Source organism: Plantibacter sp. (assembly GCF_059073635.1).
In genome coordinates this window covers 25,168-48,711 of record NZ_JCACOF010000004.1, presented here as the reverse complement: position 1 = coordinate 48,711, position 23,544 = coordinate 25,168, and the positions used below count along the sequence as shown (strand labels likewise).

The window sequence follows — 23,544 nt, the reverse complement described above, 5'->3', positions numbered from 1 at the left end:
CACCCGGTCTCGGCGAGCTCGGGTCTGGTCTCGTGTCGTCGGCCGTCGGGTGTGGTCCAGGTGAGGATGCCGCCGGGGTGGTGCTCGAGGTTCCAACCCGGCAGGTGTTTCAGCCGGTGATGATGTCGGCAGAGACAGGCCAGGTTGTCGACAGCTGTCGTGCCGCCGTCCTGCCAGGCGACCGAGTGGTCGAGGTCGCAGCTCCGGGCGGCTCGTCCGCAGCCCGGAGCCCGACACGTGGTGTCTCGCAGGCGGACGGCGCGCGCCAGGTCTGCCGGTACCCGGTACTGCTCGCGCCCGACGGACACGACGGCTCCCGTTTCCGGTTGGGTGAGGATACGGGTCATGGAAGGGGCCGTGACGGCGAGTCGGGCGGCGGTGTCGGGGTCGATCGGGCCGTAGCCGTCGAGCACGCCGGGTTCGTCGGTGACGCCGAGGGTGGACAGGGCCGGGACGGTCATCTGGACGGTGGCCCGGATGCGGGCCTCGATGCCGACGGGCTCGGCGAGCAAGGGGTCGGCCCCGGCGGCGACCGCCTCCTCCGCGATCCTGGCTGCGTCGTCGAGCGGCGCGGAACCGGGCAGCCAGGTGAACGTCCCGGTCGTCTCCGGGTCGACCGGGATGGGACCGACGTCGTCGCTCACCGTGCCGGCCACGGCGAGCGACGCGAGGGCGTCGGCGCGCAGCTGCGCGAGCGTGCGGGTGTCGCCCGCGATCCGCGCCGGGACCGCGACGGCGTCGAGGCGGTTCCTGATCGCGTGCGCCAGCGGGGCGGTGGTGAACAAGTGCAGCCAGGCCATGCCGTCGGCCGCAGCTTCGAGCTCGACACGGCGGTCGGTGATCGAGCGCGTGCGTCGAGCGGTGATCGATTCGGGGTGCAGCCGCTCCCGAACGACCCTCGCGCGCTGACGCAGGCGTGCGGTCGTCGATCGGAGGGCCACGGGCAGCACCTGCTCGAGGAACACCGTGCGGCCCTCCGCCGGGACGTCGCGCAGCTGGTCGGTGATCGCGCGGGCGTGACCGCCGCTGATGGAACCCTGCGCGAGCGCCTCGAGCACGGCGGGTGCGTGGTGGACGAGCGCCTCGGCGTCGCCGACCCGCGCCTGGAGCGTCGGCTCGGACATCCTCGTGGCGATCGCGAGCGACGCGCACATCGACCGCCGCGCGAGGTCGCGGGCGTCGGTCGAGGTGGTGCTCGCGGAGACGAGCGCTGACGCGGTCGCATCGGCGTAGGAGAAGGCCTCGGCCAGCAGCTGCGCCTCCTCGGCGTCGAGCGCCGCGCGGCGGCGGGCGAGATCGACGAAGCGGTCGGTGAACGACGCCATCCGAGCAGCGAACACATCGCTCGGGTGTTCCGGGTGCTCCGGATACCCCGAGCGCTCGTGCACCTCGGGGCCCTCGAACGTGGCGGTCTCGGTCATGACTCCAGTCCAACATGGACCACTGACATTCGAGATGATCACCAGGATTCGGGCCGATCGGACCCGCCCATCACCTCGCTCTGACCCGCCCACCGCCTCGCACAGACGACCGCCGAACACCAGGGCGAGCCAGCCGTCACCGGTGGCTCGTACGATGAGCGGGTGGGTATGCGTTCGCTGCTGAGTCAGCTGGCCGGGGGAATCCGAGGAGCGGCGCCGGAGGGCGTCGACGAGCAGGCGGTCGTCCGCCTCAATGCGGAACGGCCCGTGCGCGAGGTGCTCGAGCTGGCCGGCCGGATCGGCGAGTCGATGCTGGCACTCGGAGCCGCAGCGGCCGAGGTCACCGACGCCATCCGCCGGGTGTGCCGCGCGTTCGACCTCGAATGCCAGGTCGACCTCACCTTCACCTCCATCCTCATCGCGCACGACGGCTCCGAGCTGTCGCCGGGCGTCACCGTGCTCCGCGTGGTCCGCTCGCCCTCCGCCGACTTCGACCGCCTCGCCAAGGTCGTCGTGGTCGCCGAGGGCATCACCAACCGATCCGAACCGATCATGACGGTCACCGACGTCGCCCGCGACGACGAGGCCGACCTCCGCGACGAACTGCACGCCCGCCTCGGCGCCGCCCACCGCGACCTCGACCGCATCCTCACCGCACGCCGGACCTACCGCCGCGGCTTCGTCACCGTGCTGCTGTCGACGATGGCGGCGGCCGTCGCCGTCCTCCTCGGGGGCGGCGTCGTCTCGATGCTGCTCGCCGCCGCCACCACCGCGCTCATCGACAGCGCCTTCCGCGCACTGAACGTCTGGAAGCTGCCGGTCTTCTTCCTCCAACTCACCGGGGCGGCCATCGCCACGACCGTCGCCGTCCTCATCTCGATCCTCAGCCCCTACGTCCCGGACGACCTCTCGGCCCTGCCACCCGCCCTCATCGTCGCGTCGGGCATCGTCGTCCTCCTCGCCGGCGCTTCGCTCGTCGGGGCGGCCGACGACGCGATCAACGGGTTCCCCGTCACCGCGAGCGGACGGCTCGTCGAGGTGATGCTCCTCACCATCGGGATCGTGGTCGGCATCGGTGGCGTCCTCGACCTCGCCCGGCGCCTCGGCATCTCCCTCGTCCTCTTCGACCTCCCGGTGAGCCCGTGGCCCGTCGCCGTGCAGATCGTCGGCGCGGCCGTGGCCTCCGCCGCCTGGGCGATGGCCTCGCAGGCGGCCCTCCGTGCAGCGTTCTTCGCCGGGGTCACCGGCGCGATCGCGTTCTCCGTCTTCGTGTTCGTCTCCGGCAGTGGCGTCGCGCCCGCCGCAGCCAGTGCGCTCGCCGCGCTCATCATCGGCTTCGCCGCGGAGGCGCTCGGCCCGCGGCTGCGCATCCCGGCGATCATCCTCACCATCTGTGGGATCGTGCCGCTGCTGCCCGGGCTCGCGATCTACCGCGGCATGCTCGCGCTCGTGAACGGCGAGCAGGGTTCCGAGGGGGTCGAACAGCTGCTGCAGGCGGGCCTCACCGGCCTCGCGCTCGCCGCCGGCGTCACGCTCGGCGAGATCCTCGCCCGCCGCACGGGCGTCTCCGGCCGCGTGCTGCTGCCCGGGTACATCCGGCGCTCCAAGCGCCACCCGCGCTGAGCAGCCCCGGTCACTGAGCTTGTCGAAGTGCGCCCTTCGACAGGCTCAGGGACCGGGATGGTGTTGCTCAGGGACCGGCGACTGCGGCTCAGGGACCAGCGGTTGCGACTCAGGGACCGGTAGGCGAGGCCGTCCGCTGCCGCTCCTGCGGCTTCGCCGCGGACGTCAGGAACGACGCCAGGACGACCACCGCGAGCACGACGATCATCGCGCCGCGCAGACCGAAGTGCTCCCCGAGGAATCCGAGCAGCGGCGGCCCGACGAGGAACGCGACGTAGCCGGCCGAGGCCACGGCGCCGACGGTCGTCGTCGGATCGTCGCTCTCACCCGCCGCCGAGAGGGTCACCGGGAAGCCGAGCGCCGCACCGAGCCCCCACAGCAGCACCGCGAGCCCTGCGACGAGGACACTGTCGGAGAAGACGACGAGCCCGATCCCGACCGCCGACACGAGGGCGCTCACCCGCAGCACGTTGGCCTTGCCGAAGCGGGCGAGGAGCGGTTCACCGGCGAAGCGACCGATCGTCATGGCGAGTGCGAACCCGGCGAAGACGATCGATCCGACGGCGGCCGTGGTGCCGTGCCCGTCGACCATGATGAGCGGCAACCAGTCGCCGGCGGCGCCCTCGGCGAGCGCGAGGGCGAGCACGATGAGCCCGAGGAAGATCACGCGCTGCTGCCGCCAGACCGCGAGCTGCGCACGGATCCCGGGGGAGCCGGCACCCGTGTCCGACTGTCGTCCCGTCTCGGCGGGGATCTTCGGGATCGCCCACAGCAGCGCCGCCAGCGCGACGGTCGCGACGATCAGCAGATGGATCGTCACCGGGAAGGCGATCGCCGTGAGCGCGATGCCGGCGACCGAGCCGATGACGGAACCCAGGCTGTAGCAGCCGTGGAGCACGGGCAGGATGGACCGCCCGGACAGCTGCTCGATCATCGCGCCCTCGATGTTGATCGCGATCTCGGCGAGGCCGAAGCCCAGACCGATGCCGATCAGACCGAGGAAGACACCGACGCCCTGCCCGGCACCCGCCATGAGGGCGAGGAGGGCGAGTCCGATGACGAACGCCGCTCCGCCGATGATGATCGGGCGACGCGCACCGAACCGACGGACGAGCGCTGCGGACGACAGGATGCCCGTCATCGATCCGACGGAGATGCCGAAGAGGATGAGTCCCATCTCGGCGGTGCTCGCGTGCACGAGGTCGCGGACGGCCGGCGTCCGGACGATGAAGGACGACAGGCCCACGCCGACGGTGAGCATGAAGACGAAGATCGCCCCGCGCCGCCGCCGAAGAGGGGCGGACAGCGCGGGGCGGGGGTTCGCCTGACCGGCGCGAGCACTCATGCTCCGAGCCTAGAGGCGGTGGGAGTACCGACCGACAGGAATCAGGTGATCAGCCCGACGGGTTCTCGACGGGGTCGCCGTCGGCGTCGGTCCCCGTCTCGGGGCGGTGCTCGCCTCGGACGGGCCGACGCCGGAGGATCAGCCCGACGGGTTCTCGACGGGGTCGCCCTCGGCGTCGGTCCCCGTCTCGGGGTCGACCTCCTCGGGCTTCGGCACGTCGTGCTTCACGTCGTCGTCGTGCGTGTGCGGGGGACCGGGGCGGGGGCCGTCACTCGACATCGCCACGCCATCCCTGTCCGGTCTGGCCCTCGGATTCGACGAGCTGCTTGAAGTTGCCGAGGTCCTTCTTGACCGCATGGCCGGCCACACCGACGGCTGCGCCGAGGTGCTCGAGGAGGCCCTTGGGCTCCCAGTCCAGCTGCACGGTGACACGCGTCTTGGCGTCCTCCAGGCGGTGGAAGGTGACGACGCCGGCGTGGTCCGCCTCGCCGCCGGTGCTGTTCCAGGCGACGCGCTCGTCGGGGTGCTGCTCGGTGATCTCCGCCTCGAAGGTGCGGGTCTGTCCGGCGACGGTGACCGTCCACTCCGTGAGGGTGTCGGTGACCTGCGTGATCGAGTCGACCTCGTCGAGGAACTTGGGGAAGTCCTCGAAGCGGGTCCACTGGTTGTAGGCGACGGAGACGGGAACGTCGACGTCGATGGTTTCGATGACCTGGGTCATGGGCGCCATCCTCTCTGGTTCTGCGGTACCTGCATGGGTCTCGTCCGGAAAGCCCGGACGCGACTGCGACGGTACGCGTGCAAGCTGCGATTCCGGGGGCATGGCCTCGGGCGCTGCAACCTGTTACCCTGCCCGACTCGACGCGAGCGCTCGCTCAGAGCTGGAAGCGGTACCCCATGCCGGCCTCGGTGAGCAGGTGGCGAGGGGTGGCGGGCTCCGGCTCGAGCTTCTTCCGCAGCTGCGCGATGTAGAGGCGCAGGTAGCCGGTGTCGGTCACGTGCGTCGGACCCCAGATCTCCGTGAGCAGCATCTGTCGGGTCACGAGCTTGCCGGCGTTCCGGATGAGCAGCTCGAGCACCTGCCACTCCGTCGGCGTCAGGCGGACGGTGGCCGGGGACGCACCAGGGGTCTGCTTGGTGACCTGCTTCGCGGCGAGATCGACCACGATGTCGCCGAACCGCACGGTGGGTTCGGCCTCGGCGCCGGGGACCCGCCGGGTGAGGGCGCGGATCCTGGCGAGCAGTTCGTCGATCGCGAACGGCTTCGTCACGTAGTCGTCGGCTCCGGCGTCGAGCGCCTCGACCTTGTCCGTCGATCCGGCACGACCGGACACCACGAGGATGGGCGCGTCGGTCCAGCCGCGGAGGCCCTCGATCACCTGCCGCCCGTCGAGCCCCGGCATGCCGAGGTCGAGCAGGTACAGGTCGGGGCGGTGCGTCGTCGCGGCGTTGAGCGCAGCGGTGCCGTCCTCGGCCGTGATGATCTCGTAGCCCCGGGCGGTGAGGGTGATGCGCAGGGCCCGGAGGATCTGCGGGTCGTCGTCGGCGATCAGGATCTTCATCGAGCGGTCCCCTCCTGATCACGTGCCGCCGGCAGTGACACCACCATGGTGAGGCCCCCACCCGGCGTGTCCTCCGGTTCGAGTGTGCCACCCATCCCCTCGACGAAGCCCTTCGACAGCGCGAGTCCCAGGCCGAGACCCGTGAGGTTGTCGGTGTCGCCGAGCCGCTGGAAGGGGACGAACACGTCCTCCCGCCGGTCGGGTGCGATGCCCGGGCCGTGGTCGACGATGCGGATCTCGACGGCGTCGCGGAACCCGCTCGTCGCGATCCGGACGGGGGTGTCGTCTGGGCTGAAGCGCTGCGCGTTCGTCAGGAGGTTCACGATGACGCGCTGCAGGAGGCCGGCGTCCGCGAGGACGGGTGGAAGATCGGGCGCGAGGTCGAGCTCGGCGTCGTGCGGCCCGATGCCGAGCTCGTCGAAGGCCGGCAGGATCGCGTCCTCGACGTCGATCGGCGCGACGGTCACGGCGAGGACACCGGCCTGGAGGCGACTGACGTCGAGCAGGTTCGTGACGAGGGCCGCGAGCGTGCGCAGGCTGTCGTCCGCGGTCTCGAGGAGGTCCTGGCGGTCAGCCGTGGTGAGTTCGACGTCGGTCGCGCGCAGGCCGGTGACGGCGGCGGTCGCGGCGGCGAGGGGGCGCCGGAGGTCGTGACTGACCGCCGAGAGCAGCGCGCTCCGCACCCGGTCGGTGGCGGCCAGCGGGCCGACCTCCCGGGCGGTGGCGCGCAGATCGGTGTGCTCGAGCGAGGCGTCGAGCTGCGCTGCGATGACGGCGAGCAGGCGGCGGTCGGACGCGGCGAGCACCCCGCCGTGCAGTTCGAGTACCGCGCGGGTGCCGATCGGGATGCTCGTGAAGTCGCCGCCGCGGGTCGGTTCGCCGTCGACCGCGAGGACCTGCTCACCCGCGACGAGGCGCACCCCGGCGAGCGAGAAGGACTCGCGGGTCCGGCTGACGAGCGCCTGCAGGGCACCCTCGCCGCGGAGCACGCTGCCCGCGACCGTCGCGAGCAGCTCGGACTCCGCGGCCGCGCGCCTCGCCGTGCGAGCCCGTCGCGCCGAGAGGTCGACCACCCCGCTCACGATCACCGCGATGACGACGTAGAGCACGAGCGCCACGAGGTGCGCCGGATCGTCGATGGTCACGGTGTAGAGCGGTTGGACGAAGACGAAGTCGAGCGTGACGCCCGACAGGACGGCAGCGAAGACCGCCGGCCAGAACCCGCCCACGAGCGCGACGAGCACGACGAGCAGCTGGTACGACAGCACCTCGCTCGTGATCGACTCCTCGGTGCGGGCGAGGTGGAGGAGCCAGGTGACGAGCGGCCCGCCGATGAGCGCGAGCGCGAAGCCCGCGATGTGGCGCCGTGCGCTCAGGGCGCCGCCGAGCTTCGGCAGCCGGAACCGTCCGCCCGCCGCCTCGTGGTTGACGATGTGGACGTCGATGTTGCCCGACTCGCGGATGACCGTGTTGCCGATGCCGGGCCCCGTGACCGCGGCGGACAGGCGACTGCGCCGGCTGACACCGATGACGAGCTGCGTCGCGTTCGCCGCCTTCGCGAAGTCCACGAGCGCACGCGGCACGTCGTCGCCGACCACCTGGTGGAAGGTGCCGCCGAGGGTGTCGACGAGCGCCCGCTGCTGCGCGAGCGCGCCGGGGTTCGCGGTGCGGAGGCCGTCCTGCGTCGTCACGTGCACCGCGATGAGCTCGCCACCGGAGGAACGGGCGGCGATCCGGGCGCCGCGTCGGAGCAGGGTCTCGCCCTCCGGGCCGCCGGTGAGGGCCACGACGACCCGCTCACGCGCCTCCCAGGTGCTGTCGATGCCGTGCTCGGCGCGGTAGTCGCGCAGGGCGGAGTCGACCTCGTCCGCCAGCCACAGCAGCGCCAACTCGCGCAGTGCCGTGAGGTTGCCGAGGCGGAAGTAGTTGGACAGTGCGGCGTCGATCCGCTCGGCCGGGTAGACCCGGCCGCCGGCGAGCCGGTCGCGGAGGGCCTGTGGAGCGAGGTCGATGAGTTCGATCTGGTCGGCCGCCCGCAGCACGGCGTCGGGGATCGTCTCCCGCTGCGGCGCCCCGGTGATCTGCCGGACGACGTCGTTCAGCGACTCGATGTGCTGGATGTTCACCGTCGAGAGCACGGAGACGCCGGCGGCGAGCAGGGCCTCGACGTCCTGCCAGCGCTTCTCGTTCGTGGAGCCGGGGGCGTTCGTGTGGGCCAGTTCGTCGACGAGCGCGAGTCCGGGGCGGCGTGCGAGGACGGCCTCGAGGTCCATCTCGTCGAGCGTCACGCCCCGGTGCTCGACGCCCCGACGCGGCAGCGTCTCGAGCCCCTCCGTCAGGGCGGCGGTCGCGGCCCGACCGTGGGTCTCGACGACCGCGACGACCACGTCGACGCCCTCCCCGGCGAGGCGGTGCCCCTCCTCGAGCATGGCGTAGGTCTTGCCGACCCCGGGGGCCGCGCCGAGGAGCACCCGGAGTCGTCCGCGCTGCATGGTGTTCAGTTCTCCTGGAGCATGGCGCTCCGCCTGCCGACCCCGGGGGCCGCGCTGTGTCGTCCGCGCTGCATGGTTATCCGTCCAGTCCTGCCACGGCGAGGTTGAGCTGCAGGACGTTGACCGTGGACTCCCCAAGGTAGCCGAGGTCGGGGCCCTGCGTCAGGCGCTCGACGAGGGCACGGACCTCGCCCTCGTCGAGGCCGCGCTCGGCGGCGACACGGGGCACCTGCAGCAGTGCGTAGGCCGGGCTGATGTGCGGGTCGAGGCCGGACGCGGAGGCCGTCAGCGCGTCGGCGGGGATGCTCGACGGATCGACGTCCTCGAAGGCGGCGATGGCCGCGCGGCGCTCCTCGATCGAGGCGACGAGGTCGGTGTTCTCCGGCCCGAGGTTGCTGCCGCTCGACGCGCCACCGTCGTAGCCGTCGCCGGCCGCCGACGGACGCGACTGGAACCACTGCGGCAGCGGCTTGCCGTCGGCGTCGGTGAACGACTGCCCGATGAGCGCCGAGCCGACCGTCTTGCCACCCTCGGTGACGGCGGATCCGTTCGCCTGCCAGGACATCGTCGCCTGCCCGATGCCGGTGACGATGAGGGGGTAGCCGACGCCGAGGACGACGGTGAGGGCGAGCATGGCCCTGATGGCGACCCAGTACTGGGCGATGCCGCTGCGGGATGCACTCATGATGTTCTGTCTGCTTTCGTGTGCTGGGTGGGGCTCAGAAGCCGGGGATGAGGGTGACGACGAGGTCGATCAGCTTGATCTGGGTCGTCGGCTCAGAAGCCGGGGATGAGGGTGACGACGAGGTCGATCAGCTTGATGCCGATGAACGGCGCGATCACGCCACCGAGCCCGTAGACCAACAGGTTGCGGCTGAGGACCTTCGAGGCGCTGAGCGGTCGGTACTTCACACCGCGGAGGGCCAGCGGGATCAGGATCACGATGATGATGGCGTTGAAGATGATCGCCGAGAGGATCGCCGACGCGGGGGAGTGCAGCTGCATGATGTTGAGCAGTGCGAGCCCCGGGAACACCCCGGCGAACATGGCCGGGATGATCGCGAAGTACTTGGCGACGTCGTTCGCGATCGAGAACGTCGTGAGCGCGCCACGCGTGATGAGCAGCTGCTTGCCGATCCGGACGATGTCGATGAGCTTCGTCGGGTCGGAGTCGAGGTCGACCATGTTGCCGGCCTCCTTCGCAGCGGAGGTGCCCGTGTTCATCGCGACACCGACGTCGGCCTGTGCGAGCGCCGGAGCGTCGTTCGTGCCGTCACCGGTCATCGCGACGAGGTTGCCGCCCTCCTGCTCCTTGCGGATGAGCTCGAGCTTCTGCTCGGGCGTCGCCTCGGCCAGGAAGTCGTCGACTCCGGCCTCGGCGGCGATCGCCTTCGCGGTGAGCGGGTTGTCACCCGTGATCATGACCGTGCGGATGCCCATGGCGCGCAGCTCGGCGAACCGCTCCGCGATGCCGGCCTTCACGACGTCCTTGAGGCGGACGACGCCGAGCACCCGCGCGGTGCCGCTGGTGTCGGTCTGCGCGACGACGAGCGGGGTGCCGCCGCCGGCGGACACCGCCTCGACGTGCTCCTGGAGCTCGGCGCGGGTCGCCTCGGCGAGGGGGCCGAACGACTCCACCCAGGCCAGCACGGCCGAGCCTGCGCCCTTGCGGATCTGTGCACCGTCCGGCTGGTCGAGGCCGCTCATGCGGGTCTGCGCCGTGAACGGGACGATCTCGCCTGCCACGGACCCGTCCAGGTGGATGCCCCGCTCGGCCGCGAGGTCGACGATCGACTTGCCCTCGGGCGTCGGGTCGCTGAGCGAGGACCGGGCTGCGGCCTGCGCGAGTTCCTCCGGCGTGACACCGCGGAGGGCGATGAACTCGACCGCCTGCCGGTTGCCGTAGGTGATGGTGCCGGTCTTGTCGAGCAGCAGGGTCGTGACGTCGCCGGCGGCCTCGACCGCGCGGCCGGACATCGCGAGCACGTTCCGCTGCACGAGTCGGTCCATGCCGGCGATACCGATCGCCGAGAGCAGGGCGCCGATGGTCGTCGGGATGAGGCAGACGAGCAGGGCGATGAGGACCGGGACGCTGACGGGAGCCGCCGCATAGGAGGCGATCGGGTTGAGCGTGAGCGCGACGACCACGAACACGATCGACAGGCTCGCGAGCAGGATGTTGAGCGCGATCTCGTTCGGCGTCTTCTGCCGCGCCGCACCCTCGACGAGGCCGATCATGCGGTCGACGAAGGTCTCGCCGGGCTTCGAGGTGATGCGGACGACGATGCGGTCGGACAGCACGCGGGTGCCGCCGGTGACGGCACTGCGGTCGCCGCCGGACTCGCGGACGACCGGGGCCGACTCGCCCGTGATCGCCGACTCGTCGACCGAGGCGATGCCCCAGACGATGTCGCCGTCGCCCGGGACGAGCTCGCCGGCGGTCACCACGACGACGTCGCCGAGGGTGAGGTCCGCCGAGGAGACCTGGCCGATGGCGGCGTGCTCCGCGGACGGGTCCGCCGAGGCGTCGTAGGCCGTGACCTGGTTCGCCATGGTCGAGGTGCGCGTCTTGCGGAGGCTGTCGGCCTGCGCCTTGCCGCGTCCCTCGGCGACGGACTCCGCGAGGTTCGCGAAGACGACCGTGAGCCACAGCCAGATCGCGATGCCCCAGGTGAACGACGCCGGCACGGCCGAGCCGCCGGACTCCTGCGCACCACCGAGGAACGGTTCGGCGATCGCGAGGACGGTGGTCAGTGCCGCGCCGACCTCGACGATGAACATGACCGGGTTCTTGACCATCAGCCGCGGGTCGAGTTTGCGGAAGGCGCCCGGGGTCGCGGCGAGCAGCTGCGCCGGACCGAACGCGGCCTTCGCGGGCTCGTGGTGGTGGTCCTGCTCCTGCTCGGGTTCCGCCGGGGCGGGAAGCGTGTGCGTGGTGGACATGGTTTATGACAGCCCTTCCGCCAGGGGACCCAGCGCGAGTACGGGGAAGTAGGTGAGTGCGGTGATGATCACGCGGTGTGCGTCGTGGACGTGGCTCATGACAGCCCTTCCGCCAGGGGACCTGGCGCGAGTACGGGGAGGAGGTGGGTGCGGTGATGATCACGCGGTGTGCGTCGCGGACGTGGCTCATGACAGCCCTTCCGCCAGGGGACCCAGCGCGAGTACGGGGAAGTAGGTGAGTGCGGTGATGATCACGGCGACACCGGTGAGGAGGCCGACGAACTGCGGCCGGTTGGTCGGGAGCGTTCCGGCGGTCGACGGCACCCGGTCCTGCGCGGCCAGCGAACCGGCGAGCGCGAGGACGAGCACGATCGGGACGAAGCGACCGAGGAGCATCGCGACACCGAGCGCCGTGTTGAACCACGGGGTGTTCGCCGTGAGACCGGCGAACGCGGAACCGTTGTTGTTCGACGCAGAGGTGAAGGCGTAGAGGACCTCGGAGAGGCCGTGGAGGCCCGGGTTCCAGATCGACGTCGTCTCCACATCCGAGCGGACGCCGGGGATGGCGAAGCTCAGAGCGGTGCCGGCGAGCACGAGGGTCGGCGTCACGAGGATGTACAGGCTCGCGAGCTTGATCTCCCGCGGGCCGATCTTCTTGCCGAGGTACTCCGGGGTCCGGCCGACGAGCAGTCCACCGATGAACACGGCGATGACGGCGAGCACGAGCATGCCGTACAGGCCTGAGCCGACGCCGCCGGGGGCGATCTCGCCGAGCATCATGTTGATCATCGGCATCATGCCGCCGAGTGCCGTGTAGGAGTCGTGCATCGAGTTGACGGCACCCGTCGAGGTGAGCGTCGAGGTCGAGCCGAACAGCGTCGAGGCGAAGACGCCGAAACGCTGCTCCTTGCCCTCCATCGCGCCGCCGGCCGCCATCGGTGCCGCTCCGAGGCCGCGGGCTTCGAGCGCCGTGAGGATCGAGAACGAGGCGAGGAAGATGACGCCCATGACCGCGAGGATCGTGTAGCCCTGCTTGTGGTCGCCGACCATGCGGCCGAAGGTGCGCGGCAGGGAGAACGGGATCGCGAGCATGAGGATGTTCTGGACGAGGCTCGTCCAGGCGGTCGGGTTCTCGAAGGGGTGCGCGGAGTTCGCGTTGAAGAACCCGCCGCCGTTCGTGCCGAGGAGCTTGATGGCCTCCTGCGAGGCGACCGGTCCGCCGGGGATGGTCTGCGTCGCGCCCGTGATGGTCGTGACGTCGGTGAAGCCGTTGAGGTTCTGGATGGTCCCGCCCGCGATGAGCACGACCGCCATGACGACCGAGAGCGGCAGCAGCACGCGGAGGGTGCCGCGGGTGAGGTCGACCCAGAAGTTGCCGATGGTGCCGCTGCGGCGACTCGCGAAGCCGCGGACGAGGGCGATCGCGACGGCGATGCCGACGGCGGCGGAGACGAAGTTCTGCACCGCGAGGCCCGTGAGCTGCACGGTGTAGCCCATCGTGACCTCGGGCGAGTACGACTGCCAGTTGGTGTTCGTGACGAAGGACACGGCCGTGTTGAACGACAGGCCCTCGGGGACGGCGGGGAGGCCGAGTGCGAAGGGCAGGACGGCCTGCGCACGCTGGAGGGCGTAGACGAGGAGAACGCCGACGAGCGAGAAGGCGAGCACCCCGCGGAGGTAGGCCTGCCAGGTCTGCTCGGAGCGGGCGTCGACACCGATCACGCGATAGAAGCCGCGCTCGACGGCGAAGTCCTTGCTCGAGGTGTACACCCGGGCGAGGTACTCACCGAGCGGACGGTAGAGCAGCACGAGGACCAGGACGAGGGTCGAGACCTGGAGGATCGCGAAGAGGGTCTGCATCAGAACCTCTCGGGTTTCACGAGCGCGTACACGAGGTACACGACGGCGGCGACGGCCAGGACGGCGGCGAGGAGTTCGAAGACGATCACAGTCTCTCCACTCCCCGGGCGACGAGGCCGACCAGAGCGAACACGGCGATGACGCCGAGCACGTAGACGAGGTCGAGCAAGAGGACTCCAGTGGGTGCGTGGTGCGGGTGCGTGGTGCTGCGTCCCGTTCGGGACAGCTCAGAGCCAACACCCGTCAGCGACCTCCGACGGCGGTCCTCACGGTTTCCATACGCCTTCCGCGTGGATCCTCACGACCTCCCTACGGAGTGCGTTGTGCGCGGCCGGGCTGACCCTGCGTCAGCAGGCTCATCCCGCCGGCTCGGTCACGACGGTCCGTCACTCCGGTGGAGGGCGATCCCGTCGCGGAGGGCGACGAGGTGGGTGCGGCTGCGGTCGAACGCCGCGGTGGCATCGCGATCGGCGACCGCCTGCACGATGTGCTCGTGGACGAGCTGGTCGTGGTCCGTCCCCGGCTCGCCGCTGAGGCGGAGCATCTGGATCATCGCCTCGCGGCTGCGCTCGGCGAAGGTGTCGAACAGTTCGGTGAGGATCTCGTTCCCGCTCGCGGCGACGATGCTCCGGTGGAGCGCCGTGTCGGCGTCGACCCGCCCCTCGATGGTCGCGCGATCGGTGTTCCGATGGGCCAGCGCTGCCCGGATGGCGGCCAGATCGGACGCCGTGTGGCGTTGCGCGGCGAGGGCCGCCGCTTCACACTCGATGGCGATGCGCGCCTCGATGACCGAGCCGATCGCGGTCCGCAGGACGAGCGCGTCCCAATCCTGGACCGGCGTGCGCGACCGGAGGAAGTTCCCCGATCCCTGCCGGGTCGACAGCACGCCCTGGCCGGCCAGCTGGCGGATCGCCTCGCGCATCGTCGAGCGGCCGACGCCGAGCTGCGGTGCCAGGGTCGTCTCGCCGGGCAACTTCTGGCCGATCTCCCACTCGCCGGCCTGGATGCGCTGCAGGAGCAAGCGTGCGACCTGGTCGGAGAGTGATTCACGGTGCACGGTGTCCATGGGTCGATCATAGTCCTCAGCTTGTCTGACAAGTTGTGTTAGCGTTGCCGCGTGATCCCCGCAGACTCCCGACTCTCCACACCCGCCGGCCCCGTTCCGTCCTCCGCGCCGAGCTGGAATCGCCAGCGCCACTCGCAGATGCCGTCCCACCGGTACCAGGACCTGTACTCGCGGGTGGACGTCCCGCTCCTCGACCGCACCTGGCCGTCACGGCGCCTGACCGAGGCGCCGCTCTGGGTGCCGGTGGACCTTCGCGACGGCAACCAGGCGCTCGCCGAGCCCATGGACCCCGAGCGGAAACGGGCGTTCTTCGAGCTGATGGTCACCATGGGGTACAAGGAGATCGAGGTCGGGTACCCCTCCGCCTCGCAGACCGACTACGACTTCGTCCGCTTGATCGCCGAGACCGACATCGCCCCCGAGGACGTCACGATCGTCGTCTTCACACCGGCCCGCCGCGACCTGATCGAGCGCACGGTCGAGTCGATCCGTGGGATCCGGAACCCGGTCGTCATCCACCTGTACACCGCGACGGCGCCGCTCTGGCGGGAGGTCGTCCTCGGACACGACCGCGACTCACTCCGCGCGCTCATCCTCGCCGGCGGCTCCGACGTCCTCGAGTTCGCCGGCGACCTCGACGGGGTGCGGTTCGAGTTCTCCCCGGAGGTCTTCAACCTGACGGAGCCGGACTACGCCCTCGAACTCTGCGACGCCATGACGACCCTGTGGGATGCCTCTCCGGACCGCCCGGTGATCCTCAACCTGCCCGCGACCGTCGAAGCGGCGAGCCCGAACGTCTACGCGGACCAGATCGAGTACATGCACCGGAACCTCGACCGTCGTGACGCCGTCATCCTGTCGGTCCACCCGCACAACGACCGCGGCACAGGGATCGCGTGCGCTGAGCTCGCGGTCCTCGCTGGCGCCCAACGCGTCGAAGGGTGCATCTTCGGCAACGGCGAGCGGACCGGCAACGTCGACCTCGCGACCCTGGCGCTCAACCTGCACGCGCAGGGCGTCGATCCGATGATCGACTTCTCCGACATCGACCACATCCGTCGGGTCGTGGAGCACAGCAACCGCATCGAGATCCACCCGCGCCACCCGTACGTCGGCGAGCTCGTCCACACCGCGTTCTCGGGGACGCACCAGGATGCGATCAAGAAGGGCTTCGCCGAACACCGAGCGCGGGCTGAGGCCACCGGCAGCCGCCCGGAGGACCTCCCGTGGCGGGTGCCCTACCTGCCGGTCGACCCCGCGGACCTCGGCCGGAGCTACGAGGCGGTCATCCGCGTGAACTCGCAGTCCGGCAAGGGCGGCATCGCCTACCTGCTCGAACGCGACTACGGCATCGAGATGCCCCGTCGTCTCCAGGTGGACTTCTCGCGTCGCGTCCAGCAGCAGGCGGACGAGACGGGTCGCGAACTGGACGCCGAGGCGTTGCTCGCGGCGTTCGAGCGCAGCTACCTGTCTGCGACGCCGTCTCGGGTCGAGCTGCTCGAGGTCGATGTGGCGACGACCGGCGAGACCTCGCGGACGACGATCGGTCTCCGGATCGACGGGGACCGCCATGAGGCCACCTTCGCCGACGTCGGTCCGGTCGAGGCGGCGACCCGTCTCCTCGCCGACCACGGCGTCCACGTCGAGATCGTCTCCCTGCATCAGACCTCGCTCAGTGCCGGGAGTGGCGCCGAGGCCCTGACCCTCCTGGAGATCCGCCGCGGGGCGGAGACGGTGTGGGCAGCCGGGTCGCCATCGCTCCGTGCTGGAGGCGTCGGTCCGCGCCGTCGTCAACGCTGCGAGCCGGTAGTCGCCCTGCCCTACGCTGGGAGGCTGAGGGCGTCGAGGGGATCTGGATCAGTGGAACTGCGGTGGCTGACGGCGCCCGAACACGAGGTCGCCGCGGCGATGGCGGATGAGCGTCGCTCCGGCCGGCCCAAACGGGTGCCCACCGGGCGGAGAGTGCTCTTCCACCTCTACTTCAGCCTCGTCCTCTGGTACCTGGCGATCGCGCTCGTCTCGGTCGGGGTCAGCGTCGACGAATACCACGACCGTCGCGTCGAGCCTGATGACGTCATCGGCCTGGTCGTCGCCGCGCTCGTCCTCGTCGGGCTGCTCGTCGGTGCCTGGTTCCTGTACCGCTGGTCGCGACGCCCGCCGTCGCCGAAGGCGCGTCTCGCCGGATGGCGGACCCACCTGACGGCGGTGGCCAACGGCTTCGAGGAGCAACCGAAGGGTCGGGCGATGTTCTCCTCGCTCATCACCACGACGGGGAAGTACAACAACGCCTTCATCACCGTGCCGGGACCACAGGTGCAGTCGTATCCGCGATTCGTCCGCGGGAACATCGAGTTCGGCAACCTGGTCGACGACGTGAAGCGGTCGAGGGACTGGCATTACCTCGTGGTGCGGCTGCCGGCACCCCTCCCGCACCTGCTGCTCGATGCGACGACGAACGACACCGTCCGCAGCGACCTGCCGCCGGGCGTCGACCGGGGTCTGCAGATCTCCCTCGAGGGCGACTTCGACCGGTGGTTCCGCGTCTACGCGCCGTCCGGGTACGGAGCGGACGCGCGATACGTGCTGACCCCCGACGTGATGTCGTCGCTCGTCAGCACCGCGGCGTACTACAACGTGGAGATGGTCGACGATCGGGTCGTCTTCTTCAGCAGGCCGGCCGCCGACTTCGCCTACGCCGCCCCCTGGGTCGCCATCGATGCGATCCTCACCGACCTGGTGCCGCGTCTCATCACGAGGGCCGAACGGTACCGCGACGAACGGGTGGCGGGACAGGACGCCGAGAGCGTCCTCGAGGCGGCGCGGGACGCCATGGAGGCTGAGCAGGTCTGGACCCGGAAGGAGACGGTCGTCGGCGAGGAGGGCCGTCGCCTCACGGTGCGCGCGCGCTTCCATGCGATCTGGGTGGCTGTCGGTGCGGTCAGTTGGCTCGTCACCCGCACGCTGCTCTACTTCATCCCCGCCGCCTTCGCCTTCGCGGGGTTCATGTCCGTGGTGGACGGGCGCTAGCCGCGACCGAGTCGCCCGAATCTGCTCGGATCCGCGCCGAGATCGGACAGATCCGGGCGACTCAGCGGGCAGGGTCGCGGAACATCCGGCGACGCGTTCGCGTTCGCATCGGTGTGACCCTCACCGCGACCCCTCCAGCGTCGACGATCGACACCTTCGATCGCGCACTCGCGAGCCTCGAGTGGACGATCCACGGCACCGACCGCGACCGCCTCGCCGCGGGCACACCGCTGCGGCGACCGCACACGGCGTCCGGTTTCGTCTACCTCTCCAGCGGACGCGTCCGCCTCACCGCCGCCGACGGCACCCGCGACCTCGACGCCGGCGACCTCGTCTTCTTCCCCCGCGCCCACGCCACGACGGTGGTCGCGCTCGAGGACGCCGAGCTCCTCGACGTCGCCTTCACCCCGCCGGGTCAGCGCCAACAGGTGGCGGAGACGCTGCCCGAGCACCTGTACGTCGCCGACTTCGCCGGGCAGGAGCCCTCGATGGTGGCGCTCATCGAGGGCATGGGCTGCCCGCAGGCGACTGGTCGTCCGCGGCCGGGCGACACCGTCATCTGCAGCCGCATCGCGACCACGATCGTGTCGGCCGCGCTCCGCACGTGGAACGAGGCCGGCTGCGCGCCGGATCGCTGGCTGCAGCGCATCGGCGACCCGCACATCGGCGCGGTCCTCGACGCCCTGCACGCCGAACCGGGGCGCCCGTGGACCTTCGAGACGCTCGCCCGCATCGCCATGATGTCGCGGTCGGCGTTCGCCGAGCGGTTCCGCGAGGTCGTCGGGCACACCCCGCGCGCCTACCTCACGACCGTTCGCATGGAGACGGCCAAGGGGCTCATCCTCACGGGCGACGCGTCCGTGGCCGAGCTCGCCGGCGCGCTCGGCTACGTGTCGGAAGACGGCTTCGCGCGCGCCTTCCAGCGGTACACGGGCCTGACGCCGGCCCGCTGGCGCGCCGAGGCGGCGCTCGCCGCGTAGGCGGTCGGCCGGGCAGCCTTCGGCATCACCGCGCGGTGCGCGCCGACCCGAAGACGATGCCACCGACGATCGCGGAGATCGCCGCGACCGTGAGCGCCGGGACGATGCCGACCGCGTCGACGAGCAGTCCACCCGCTCCGGCACCGACGGTGATCGCGAGCTGGAACCCTGCGACGACGAGTCCGCCACCGGACTCCATGCGGTCCGGGACGAGGCGACCCATCCAGGTGCTCAGGGTCGTCAGCCAGGCGCCGAAGCCCATGCCCCAGGTGGTGATCGCGATGGTCACGATCCAGGGCTGCCCCGGGAACAGGGTCACGAGCGCGATCGAGATGCCGATGAAGGCCGGGACGACGTAGCGCAGGGCCGCGAGGTGGCGGTCGACGAGGAGCCCGATCACGAAGTTGCCGACCACGCCGCCGAGGCCGAACGCCGCGAGGAGGACGGCCACACCCGCCGCGTCGAGGTCCGGCACCCGCTCGATCGCGAGCCGGATGTAGGTGAAGGCGATGAAGTGCCCGAGGACGGTCAGGATGTGTCCCGTGAGGCCGACGCGGATGCCGGGGACCCGGAGCGTGTCGACGAGCGACCGCAGACCACCGCTGGACGGAGCCGGCGCGACGGGTGGGAGGACGAGCCGCAGTGCGACGGCCACCACCGCGGTGATGACCGCGACACCGGCGAAGATGAGGCGCCAGTCCATGACCGAACCGAGGTAGGTGCCGACCGGGACGCCGGCGACCGTCGCGACGGTGGTGCCGGTGTTCACGAGCATGATCGCCCGACCGAGGTGGTGCGGCGCGGACAGTCGGGCGGCGATCGCGATCGACATCGCCCAGAACGCGCCGAGGGCCGCGCCGAGCAGGAGTCGGGCGATGAGCAGCATCACGAAGTCGGCGGAGATCGCGACGAGCGCGCTCGACACCGCGGCGGCGGCCGCGAGCAGGACGAGCAGGAGGCGACGGTCGAGTCGCGGGACGAGGATCCCGATCGTCGGTGCGGTGAGGAAGCCGATGAACGCCGTCGCGGTGACGGCCTGGCCGGCCTGGCCCTCGGTGATCCCGAGCGACGCGGCCATCGACGGCAGCAGGCTCGGCGGCAGGAACTCGGCGAGCACGAGCACGAAGCTCGTCGCCATCATGACGGCGACGGCCGCCCAGGCGGTCCGCGTGCGCGGGGCGTCGGACGCGGCTGCGTTCGTCGTGGGGACCGAGCCCGTTCGTGGTGCGTCGAGCTTCTCGTCTGTCGTCATGCTCTCAGCTTGCCGGAGCCGTGACCCCTCCACCCGACGCCCAGTCCACCCGACCCGACCGTCCGTCCACCCCGGCACCCGTCCCGGCGTCGCTGAGTCGCCCGTTCCTGCACGAAAGTCGCGGATATTCGTGCAGATTCGGGCGAGTCAGCGCACCTTCCTGGCAGATCGGTGAACACCGCGTCAACAAGTTGCACTGAGTGCATCGGTGCACGTAGTGTACCCACGTGTCCACCACCGCCCCCGCCGAGGATCGACGCGCCGCCCTCCGCGCGCGCCACCATCGGGCGATCCTCGACGCCGCCCGCGTCATGATCGCGGAGCAGGGCATCGCCGGCTTCAACGTCGACGTCATCGCCGAGCGCGCCGACGTCTCGCGCCGCACGGTGTTCAACCACTTCTCCTCGATCGACGACCTCGTCACCACCTCCTGCACCGAGGAGCTGGCCGTCGTGATCGAGAGCTTCCGGTCCGCCGTCAACGCCCGACCGGCAGGCCCGGGGTCGCGCGTCTCGATGTTCGAGGACGTCGCCGCAGCGCTCCGCACGACCGACATCCCCCGCGTCATCGCCTTCCTCTGGAACGCGCTCGGCGGCTTCGCACCCGACGACTCGCGCCCGCAGCAGCTGTTCCAGGCCACCTTCTCCCGCACCACCCAGGAGCTCGCCCACGAACTGGCCGAGCGCAACACCGACGTCGACGAACTCGAGGCCGGCTTCCTGGTGTCCTCCCTCATGCACGGTGTCGAAGTGCTCGCCCATCACTGGATCGCGAGTACCGGCGCCACCACGGACGATGAAGCCCGTGCCCTCTGGACCGACCTGCTGGAACGGCTCATCGCGAGCGTCCGCACCGGCTACGCGTCCACGCACTGATCCGCTTCCCGCTCCGTCCCCGCACACGTCACCAGCACCACCTCCCGAAGAATCGAGACTCCCTTGGCTGAACTGCTGTATCGCCTCGGACGCTTCTCCGCGCGTCGCGCGTGGGCCGTCCTCATCTCCTGGATCGTGATCCTCGGCATCTCGGTGGGTGCGTTCCTCGCCTTCGGCGGCACCCTCTCGAGCGCCGTCACCATCCCGGGCACACCGACCGCGAAGGTCACCGACCAGCTCGAGGAGTCGTTCCCGAGCGCCTCCGGCGGCACCGGGGCGATGGTGTTCCACACGAAGGACGGTGACGCCTTCACCGACAGCCAGAAGACCGCGATCGGTGAGCTGCTCGACGAGACGGCCGACCTCAAGGGCGTCGACTCCACGGTCAACCCCTTCGAGACGCAGGAGACGATCGCCGACCAGGCGAAGCAGATCTCCGACGGCAAGACGCAGATCGACGACGGCCGCACCCAGCTGACCGACGGCCAGACGCAGCTCGACGCCGGACAGCAGCAGCTGACCGACGCGCAGACCCAGCTGAGTGCCGCGCTCGCCCAGGCGCAGCAGGCCGCGGGCGGCACACTCCCGGCCGCCGCACAGGCCCAGTTCGACGCGCAGCAGACCGCGATCACGCAGCAGCAGACGGCGCTCGACGCCCAGCAGGCCACCATCACCGAGAACCTCGCGAAGCTCGACGAGCAGAGCACGAAGCTCGAGCTCTCCTCGCAGCTCCTCGACCTCTCCTCGGGTATCCGCACCGTCTCGACCGACGACACCACTGCGGTCGCGAACGTCGTCTTCGACAAGCGCCAGCAGGAGGTCACGCCGGAGACGAAGCAGTCGGTCATCGACCAGGTGAAGAAGGACGTCCCGTCGGGCGTCGAGGTCGAGTTCTCGAACGAGCTCGCGCAGAGCCTGCCGCAGCTGTTCGGCGTGGGTGAGGCGATCGGCCTCATCATCGCGGCGATCACGCTGCTCGTCATGCTCGGCACGGTCATCGCCGCATCGCTCCCGCTCGTCTCGGCGATCGTCGGCGTCGGTGTCGGCGTCACCGCGTCGCTCTCGCTCTCGGGCGTCGTCGACATGCTCTCGATCACGCCGGTGCTCGGCGTCATGCTCGGGCTCGCGGTCGGCATCGACTACTCGCTGTTCATCCTGAACCGGCACCGCAAGCAGCTGCTCGCGGGCGTCGAGCTGCACGAGTCCATCGGCCTCGCGAACGGCACCTCGGGCAACGCGGTCGTCTTCGCCGGATCGACCGTCCTCGTCGCGCTGCTGGCGCTCAACGTCACCGGGATCCCGTTCCTCGGCCTGATGGGCACCGTCGGCGCGATCTGCGTCGCCGTCGCGATCCTGCTCGCGGTCACCCTCACGCCCGCCCTGCTGTCGCTGCTCGGTCTCCGCATCCTCAGCCGGAAGGCACGCGGCACCATCGGCACGCCGCGCCCGGACGCCGTCCCGACCAAGCCCATGGGTACCCTGCGCGCCGTCGGCACGCTCGTCGCCGGACTCGTCGTGCTCGGCGTCGTCGCGATCCCCGCGCTCGACATGCGTCTCGGCCTGCCGGACGGCAGCTCGGAGGCCGTCGACTCGACGCAGTACCAGTCCTACACGCTCATCGAGGACAAGTTCGGTGCCGGCGTCAACGGTCCGCTGCTCGTCGTCGCGACGCTGCCCGACGCCGCCACCGACGAGGAAGTCCTCGAGGAGCAGGTGCGGATCGGCCAGGAGATCGCCGACCAGGACGACGTCAAGGCCGTCGCGCCGGTGGGCGCATCGGACGACAACTCCGTCCTCGCCTTCCAGGTGATCCCGAAGGAGGGGCCGAACGCCGTCTCCACGGAACAGCTCGTCCGCGACCTGCGCGACCTCTCGCCGCTGTCGGGCGATGTCGAGCTCGGCGTGGCCGGCAGCGCGAGCGGCAACATCGACGTCTCGAAGCAGCTCTCCGACGCCCTTCCGCTCTACCTGGCGCTCGTGGTCGGTCTGTCGCTGATCATCATGATCCTCGTGTTCCGCTCGATCCTCGTGCCGCTCACCGCGACGCTCGGCTTCATGCTGTCCCTCGCGGCGACCTTCGGTGGCATCACGGCGATCTTCCAGTGGGGCTGGCTCGGACCGGTGTTCGGCGTGCACGACCCGGGGCCCATCCTGAGCTTCCTGCCGACGATCCTCATCGGCATCCTCTTCGGGCTCGCGATGGACTACCAGCTGTTCCTCGTGTCCGGCATGCGCGAGGCGTTCGCCCACGGTGCCCCGGCGCGCCTGGCGGTCCAGCGCGGGCTGCACGCCGGCCGGACGGTCGTCGTGGCAGCGGCGATCATCATGATCTCCGTCTTCGGCGGGTTCATCTTCTCCCACTCGGCGATGATCCGGTCCATCGGCTTCGGTCTGGCGTTCGGCGTGCTCGTCGACGCGTTCGTCGTCCGCATGCTCCTCATCCCGGCGGTCATGCACCTGCTCGGGAAGAGCGCCTGGTGGATCCCGAAGTGGCTCGACCGCATCCTGCCGAACGTCGACGTCGAGGGTGCCGCGCTCGAGCGCAGCCACCCGGCGCATCACGTCGAGGCCGGTGACACGGGTTCGGTCGCGACCGCCCCGTCGAGCGGCGAGCCGCGGAACGCGGTCGACGGCGCGGAGACGGCTGCCCTCGGTGCCGGCGTGACCGCGGGGACGGCCGCACACGTGGCCGCACCGTCGAGTGAGCTGACCCGCCGGGAGGCGGCCGCCGCCGAGCGGACGCACCCGGCGCACGTGCTCACGACCGACCCCGACCCGGCCGACCAGCAGGTCTCCCGGGTGGAGCCCGGGCTCGACGTCATCGTGCACCCGGCGACCGCCGGTGTGCAGCGCGTGGCCGTCGGTGCCTACGTCATCGCGGTCGACGCCGACAACGGCACCGCGGTCGTCGAGCCGCCCGTCGGTGGCGTCGTGGTCGTCCGCGCGCCGAGGTAGCGCGGCGCTCGGTCCCCGGGTGGGCTGCACTGAGCCTGTCGAAGTGTCGAAGGGCGGGGTGGTCCGGGTTGCATTTCGACAGGCTCAATGACCGGGACTACTCGGTCCCTGAGTTTGTCGAAGGGCGGGGTGGTCCGGGTTGC

Annotated in this window: 18 protein-coding genes; 5 read left to right on the top strand and 13 right to left on the bottom strand. The window is 70.7% G+C overall.

What is annotated here, in order from left to right:
• A partial coding sequence (locus AC5JOC_RS03715; protein WP_494245407.1) for an HNH endonuclease signature motif containing protein occupies window positions 1–1,421 on the bottom strand: 1,421 nt, incomplete at its 3' end.
• A 168-nt stretch (window positions 1,422–1,589) separates the two neighbouring features.
• On the opposite strand from AC5JOC_RS03715, the gene AC5JOC_RS03710 reads away from it, so the two are divergent.
• Window positions 1,590–3,044 carry a threonine/serine exporter family protein gene (locus tag AC5JOC_RS03710; RefSeq protein WP_079704767.1) on the top strand — a complete coding sequence of 485 codons (1,455 nt, stop codon included), beginning with the start codon at window positions 1,590–1,592 and terminating at the stop codon, window positions 3,042–3,044.
• Between the two features lie 109 nt (window positions 3,045–3,153).
• Here the strand turns inward: AC5JOC_RS03710 and AC5JOC_RS03705 are convergent, their stop codons facing one another.
• The 11 genes from AC5JOC_RS03705 to AC5JOC_RS03655 all read right to left on the bottom strand — a co-directional run bounded on the left by AC5JOC_RS03705 (window position 3,154) and on the right by AC5JOC_RS03655 (window position 14,312).
• Window positions 3,154–4,389: an MFS transporter gene (locus AC5JOC_RS03705; protein WP_494245405.1), complete on the bottom strand. Its 1,236-nt coding sequence runs from the start codon at window positions 4,387–4,389 to the stop codon at window positions 3,154–3,156.
• 138 nt (window positions 4,390–4,527) lie between these two features.
• A complete protein-coding gene (locus tag AC5JOC_RS03700; RefSeq protein WP_159877259.1) occupies window positions 4,528–4,668 on the bottom strand; it encodes a hypothetical protein in 141 nt (46 codons plus the stop codon).
• Entirely contained in the window at window positions 4,658–5,110 is a 453-nt protein-coding gene (locus AC5JOC_RS03695; RefSeq protein WP_124768446.1) for an SRPBCC family protein, read from the bottom strand. Before AC5JOC_RS03695 ends, AC5JOC_RS03700 begins: the two co-directional genes overlap by 11 nt.
• Window positions 5,111–5,264: 154 nt before the next feature.
• Window positions 5,265–5,951, bottom strand: coding sequence for a response regulator (locus AC5JOC_RS03690; RefSeq protein WP_079704770.1), 687 nt, complete (start codon window positions 5,949–5,951; stop codon window positions 5,265–5,267).
• Entirely contained in the window at window positions 5,948–8,443 is a 2,496-nt protein-coding gene (locus tag AC5JOC_RS03685) for a sensor histidine kinase (RefSeq protein WP_494245402.1), read from the bottom strand. The genes AC5JOC_RS03690 and AC5JOC_RS03685 overlap by 4 nt, the downstream gene beginning before the upstream one ends.
• Window positions 8,444–8,519: 76 nt before the next feature.
• The gene (gene kdpC / locus AC5JOC_RS03680) at window positions 8,520–9,128 is read right to left on the bottom strand and encodes a potassium-transporting ATPase subunit KdpC (RefSeq protein ID WP_494245401.1); all 609 of its coding nucleotides are present in this window, start codon (window positions 9,126–9,128) and stop codon (window positions 8,520–8,522) included.
• A 92-nt stretch (window positions 9,129–9,220) separates the two neighbouring features.
• Entirely contained in the window at window positions 9,221–11,386 is a 2,166-nt protein-coding gene (gene kdpB / locus AC5JOC_RS03675) for a potassium-transporting ATPase subunit KdpB (RefSeq protein ID WP_494245399.1), read from the bottom strand.
• Between the two features lie 3 nt (window positions 11,387–11,389).
• Window positions 11,390–11,485, bottom strand: a complete 96-nt coding sequence (locus AC5JOC_RS03670) for a potassium-transporting ATPase subunit KdpA (protein ID WP_494245398.1) — start codon at window positions 11,483–11,485, stop codon at window positions 11,390–11,392.
• Window positions 11,486–11,572: 87 nt separating this feature from the next.
• Complete coding sequence (kdpA, locus tag AC5JOC_RS03665) at window positions 11,573–13,246, bottom strand: potassium-transporting ATPase subunit KdpA (RefSeq protein ID WP_194643523.1); 1,674 nt, start codon at window positions 13,244–13,246, stop codon at window positions 11,573–11,575.
• A complete protein-coding gene (gene kdpF / locus AC5JOC_RS03660; protein WP_056009336.1) occupies window positions 13,246–13,335 on the bottom strand; it encodes a K(+)-transporting ATPase subunit F in 90 nt (29 codons plus the stop codon). Before kdpF ends, kdpA begins: the two co-directional genes overlap by 1 nt.
• A 284-nt stretch (window positions 13,336–13,619) precedes the next feature.
• Entirely contained in the window at window positions 13,620–14,312 is a 693-nt protein-coding gene (locus AC5JOC_RS03655; protein ID WP_494245397.1) for a FadR/GntR family transcriptional regulator, read from the bottom strand.
• 51 nt (window positions 14,313–14,363) lie between these two features.
• Between AC5JOC_RS03655 and AC5JOC_RS03650 the strand changes: the two genes are divergently transcribed.
• Both AC5JOC_RS03650 and AC5JOC_RS03645 read left to right on the top strand, forming a co-directional pair.
• Window positions 14,364–17,339 carry a 2-isopropylmalate synthase gene (locus AC5JOC_RS03650; RefSeq protein WP_494245395.1) on the top strand — a complete coding sequence of 992 codons (2,976 nt, stop codon included), beginning with the start codon at window positions 14,364–14,366 and terminating at the stop codon, window positions 17,337–17,339.
• A gap of 113 nt (window positions 17,340–17,452) precedes the next feature.
• On the top strand, window positions 17,453–18,319 hold the full coding sequence (locus tag AC5JOC_RS03645; protein WP_206428297.1) for a helix-turn-helix transcriptional regulator: 867 nt from the start codon (window positions 17,453–17,455) through the stop codon (window positions 18,317–18,319).
• Between the two features lie 25 nt (window positions 18,320–18,344).
• Here the strand turns inward: AC5JOC_RS03645 and AC5JOC_RS03640 are convergent, their stop codons facing one another.
• Window positions 18,345–19,571, bottom strand: a complete 1,227-nt coding sequence (locus AC5JOC_RS03640) for an MFS transporter (protein ID WP_426738267.1) — start codon at window positions 19,569–19,571, stop codon at window positions 18,345–18,347.
• A 227-nt stretch (window positions 19,572–19,798) separates the two neighbouring features.
• Between AC5JOC_RS03640 and AC5JOC_RS03635 the strand changes: the two genes are divergently transcribed.
• Window positions 19,799–20,446 carry a TetR/AcrR family transcriptional regulator gene (locus tag AC5JOC_RS03635; protein ID WP_064296018.1) on the top strand — a complete coding sequence of 216 codons (648 nt, stop codon included), beginning with the start codon at window positions 19,799–19,801 and terminating at the stop codon, window positions 20,444–20,446.
• A 63-nt stretch (window positions 20,447–20,509) separates the two neighbouring features.
• Window positions 20,510–23,401, top strand: coding sequence for an MMPL family transporter (locus AC5JOC_RS03630; protein ID WP_494245392.1), 2,892 nt, complete (start codon window positions 20,510–20,512; stop codon window positions 23,399–23,401).
• The last annotated feature ends 143 nt before the right edge of the window (window positions 23,402–23,544 follow it).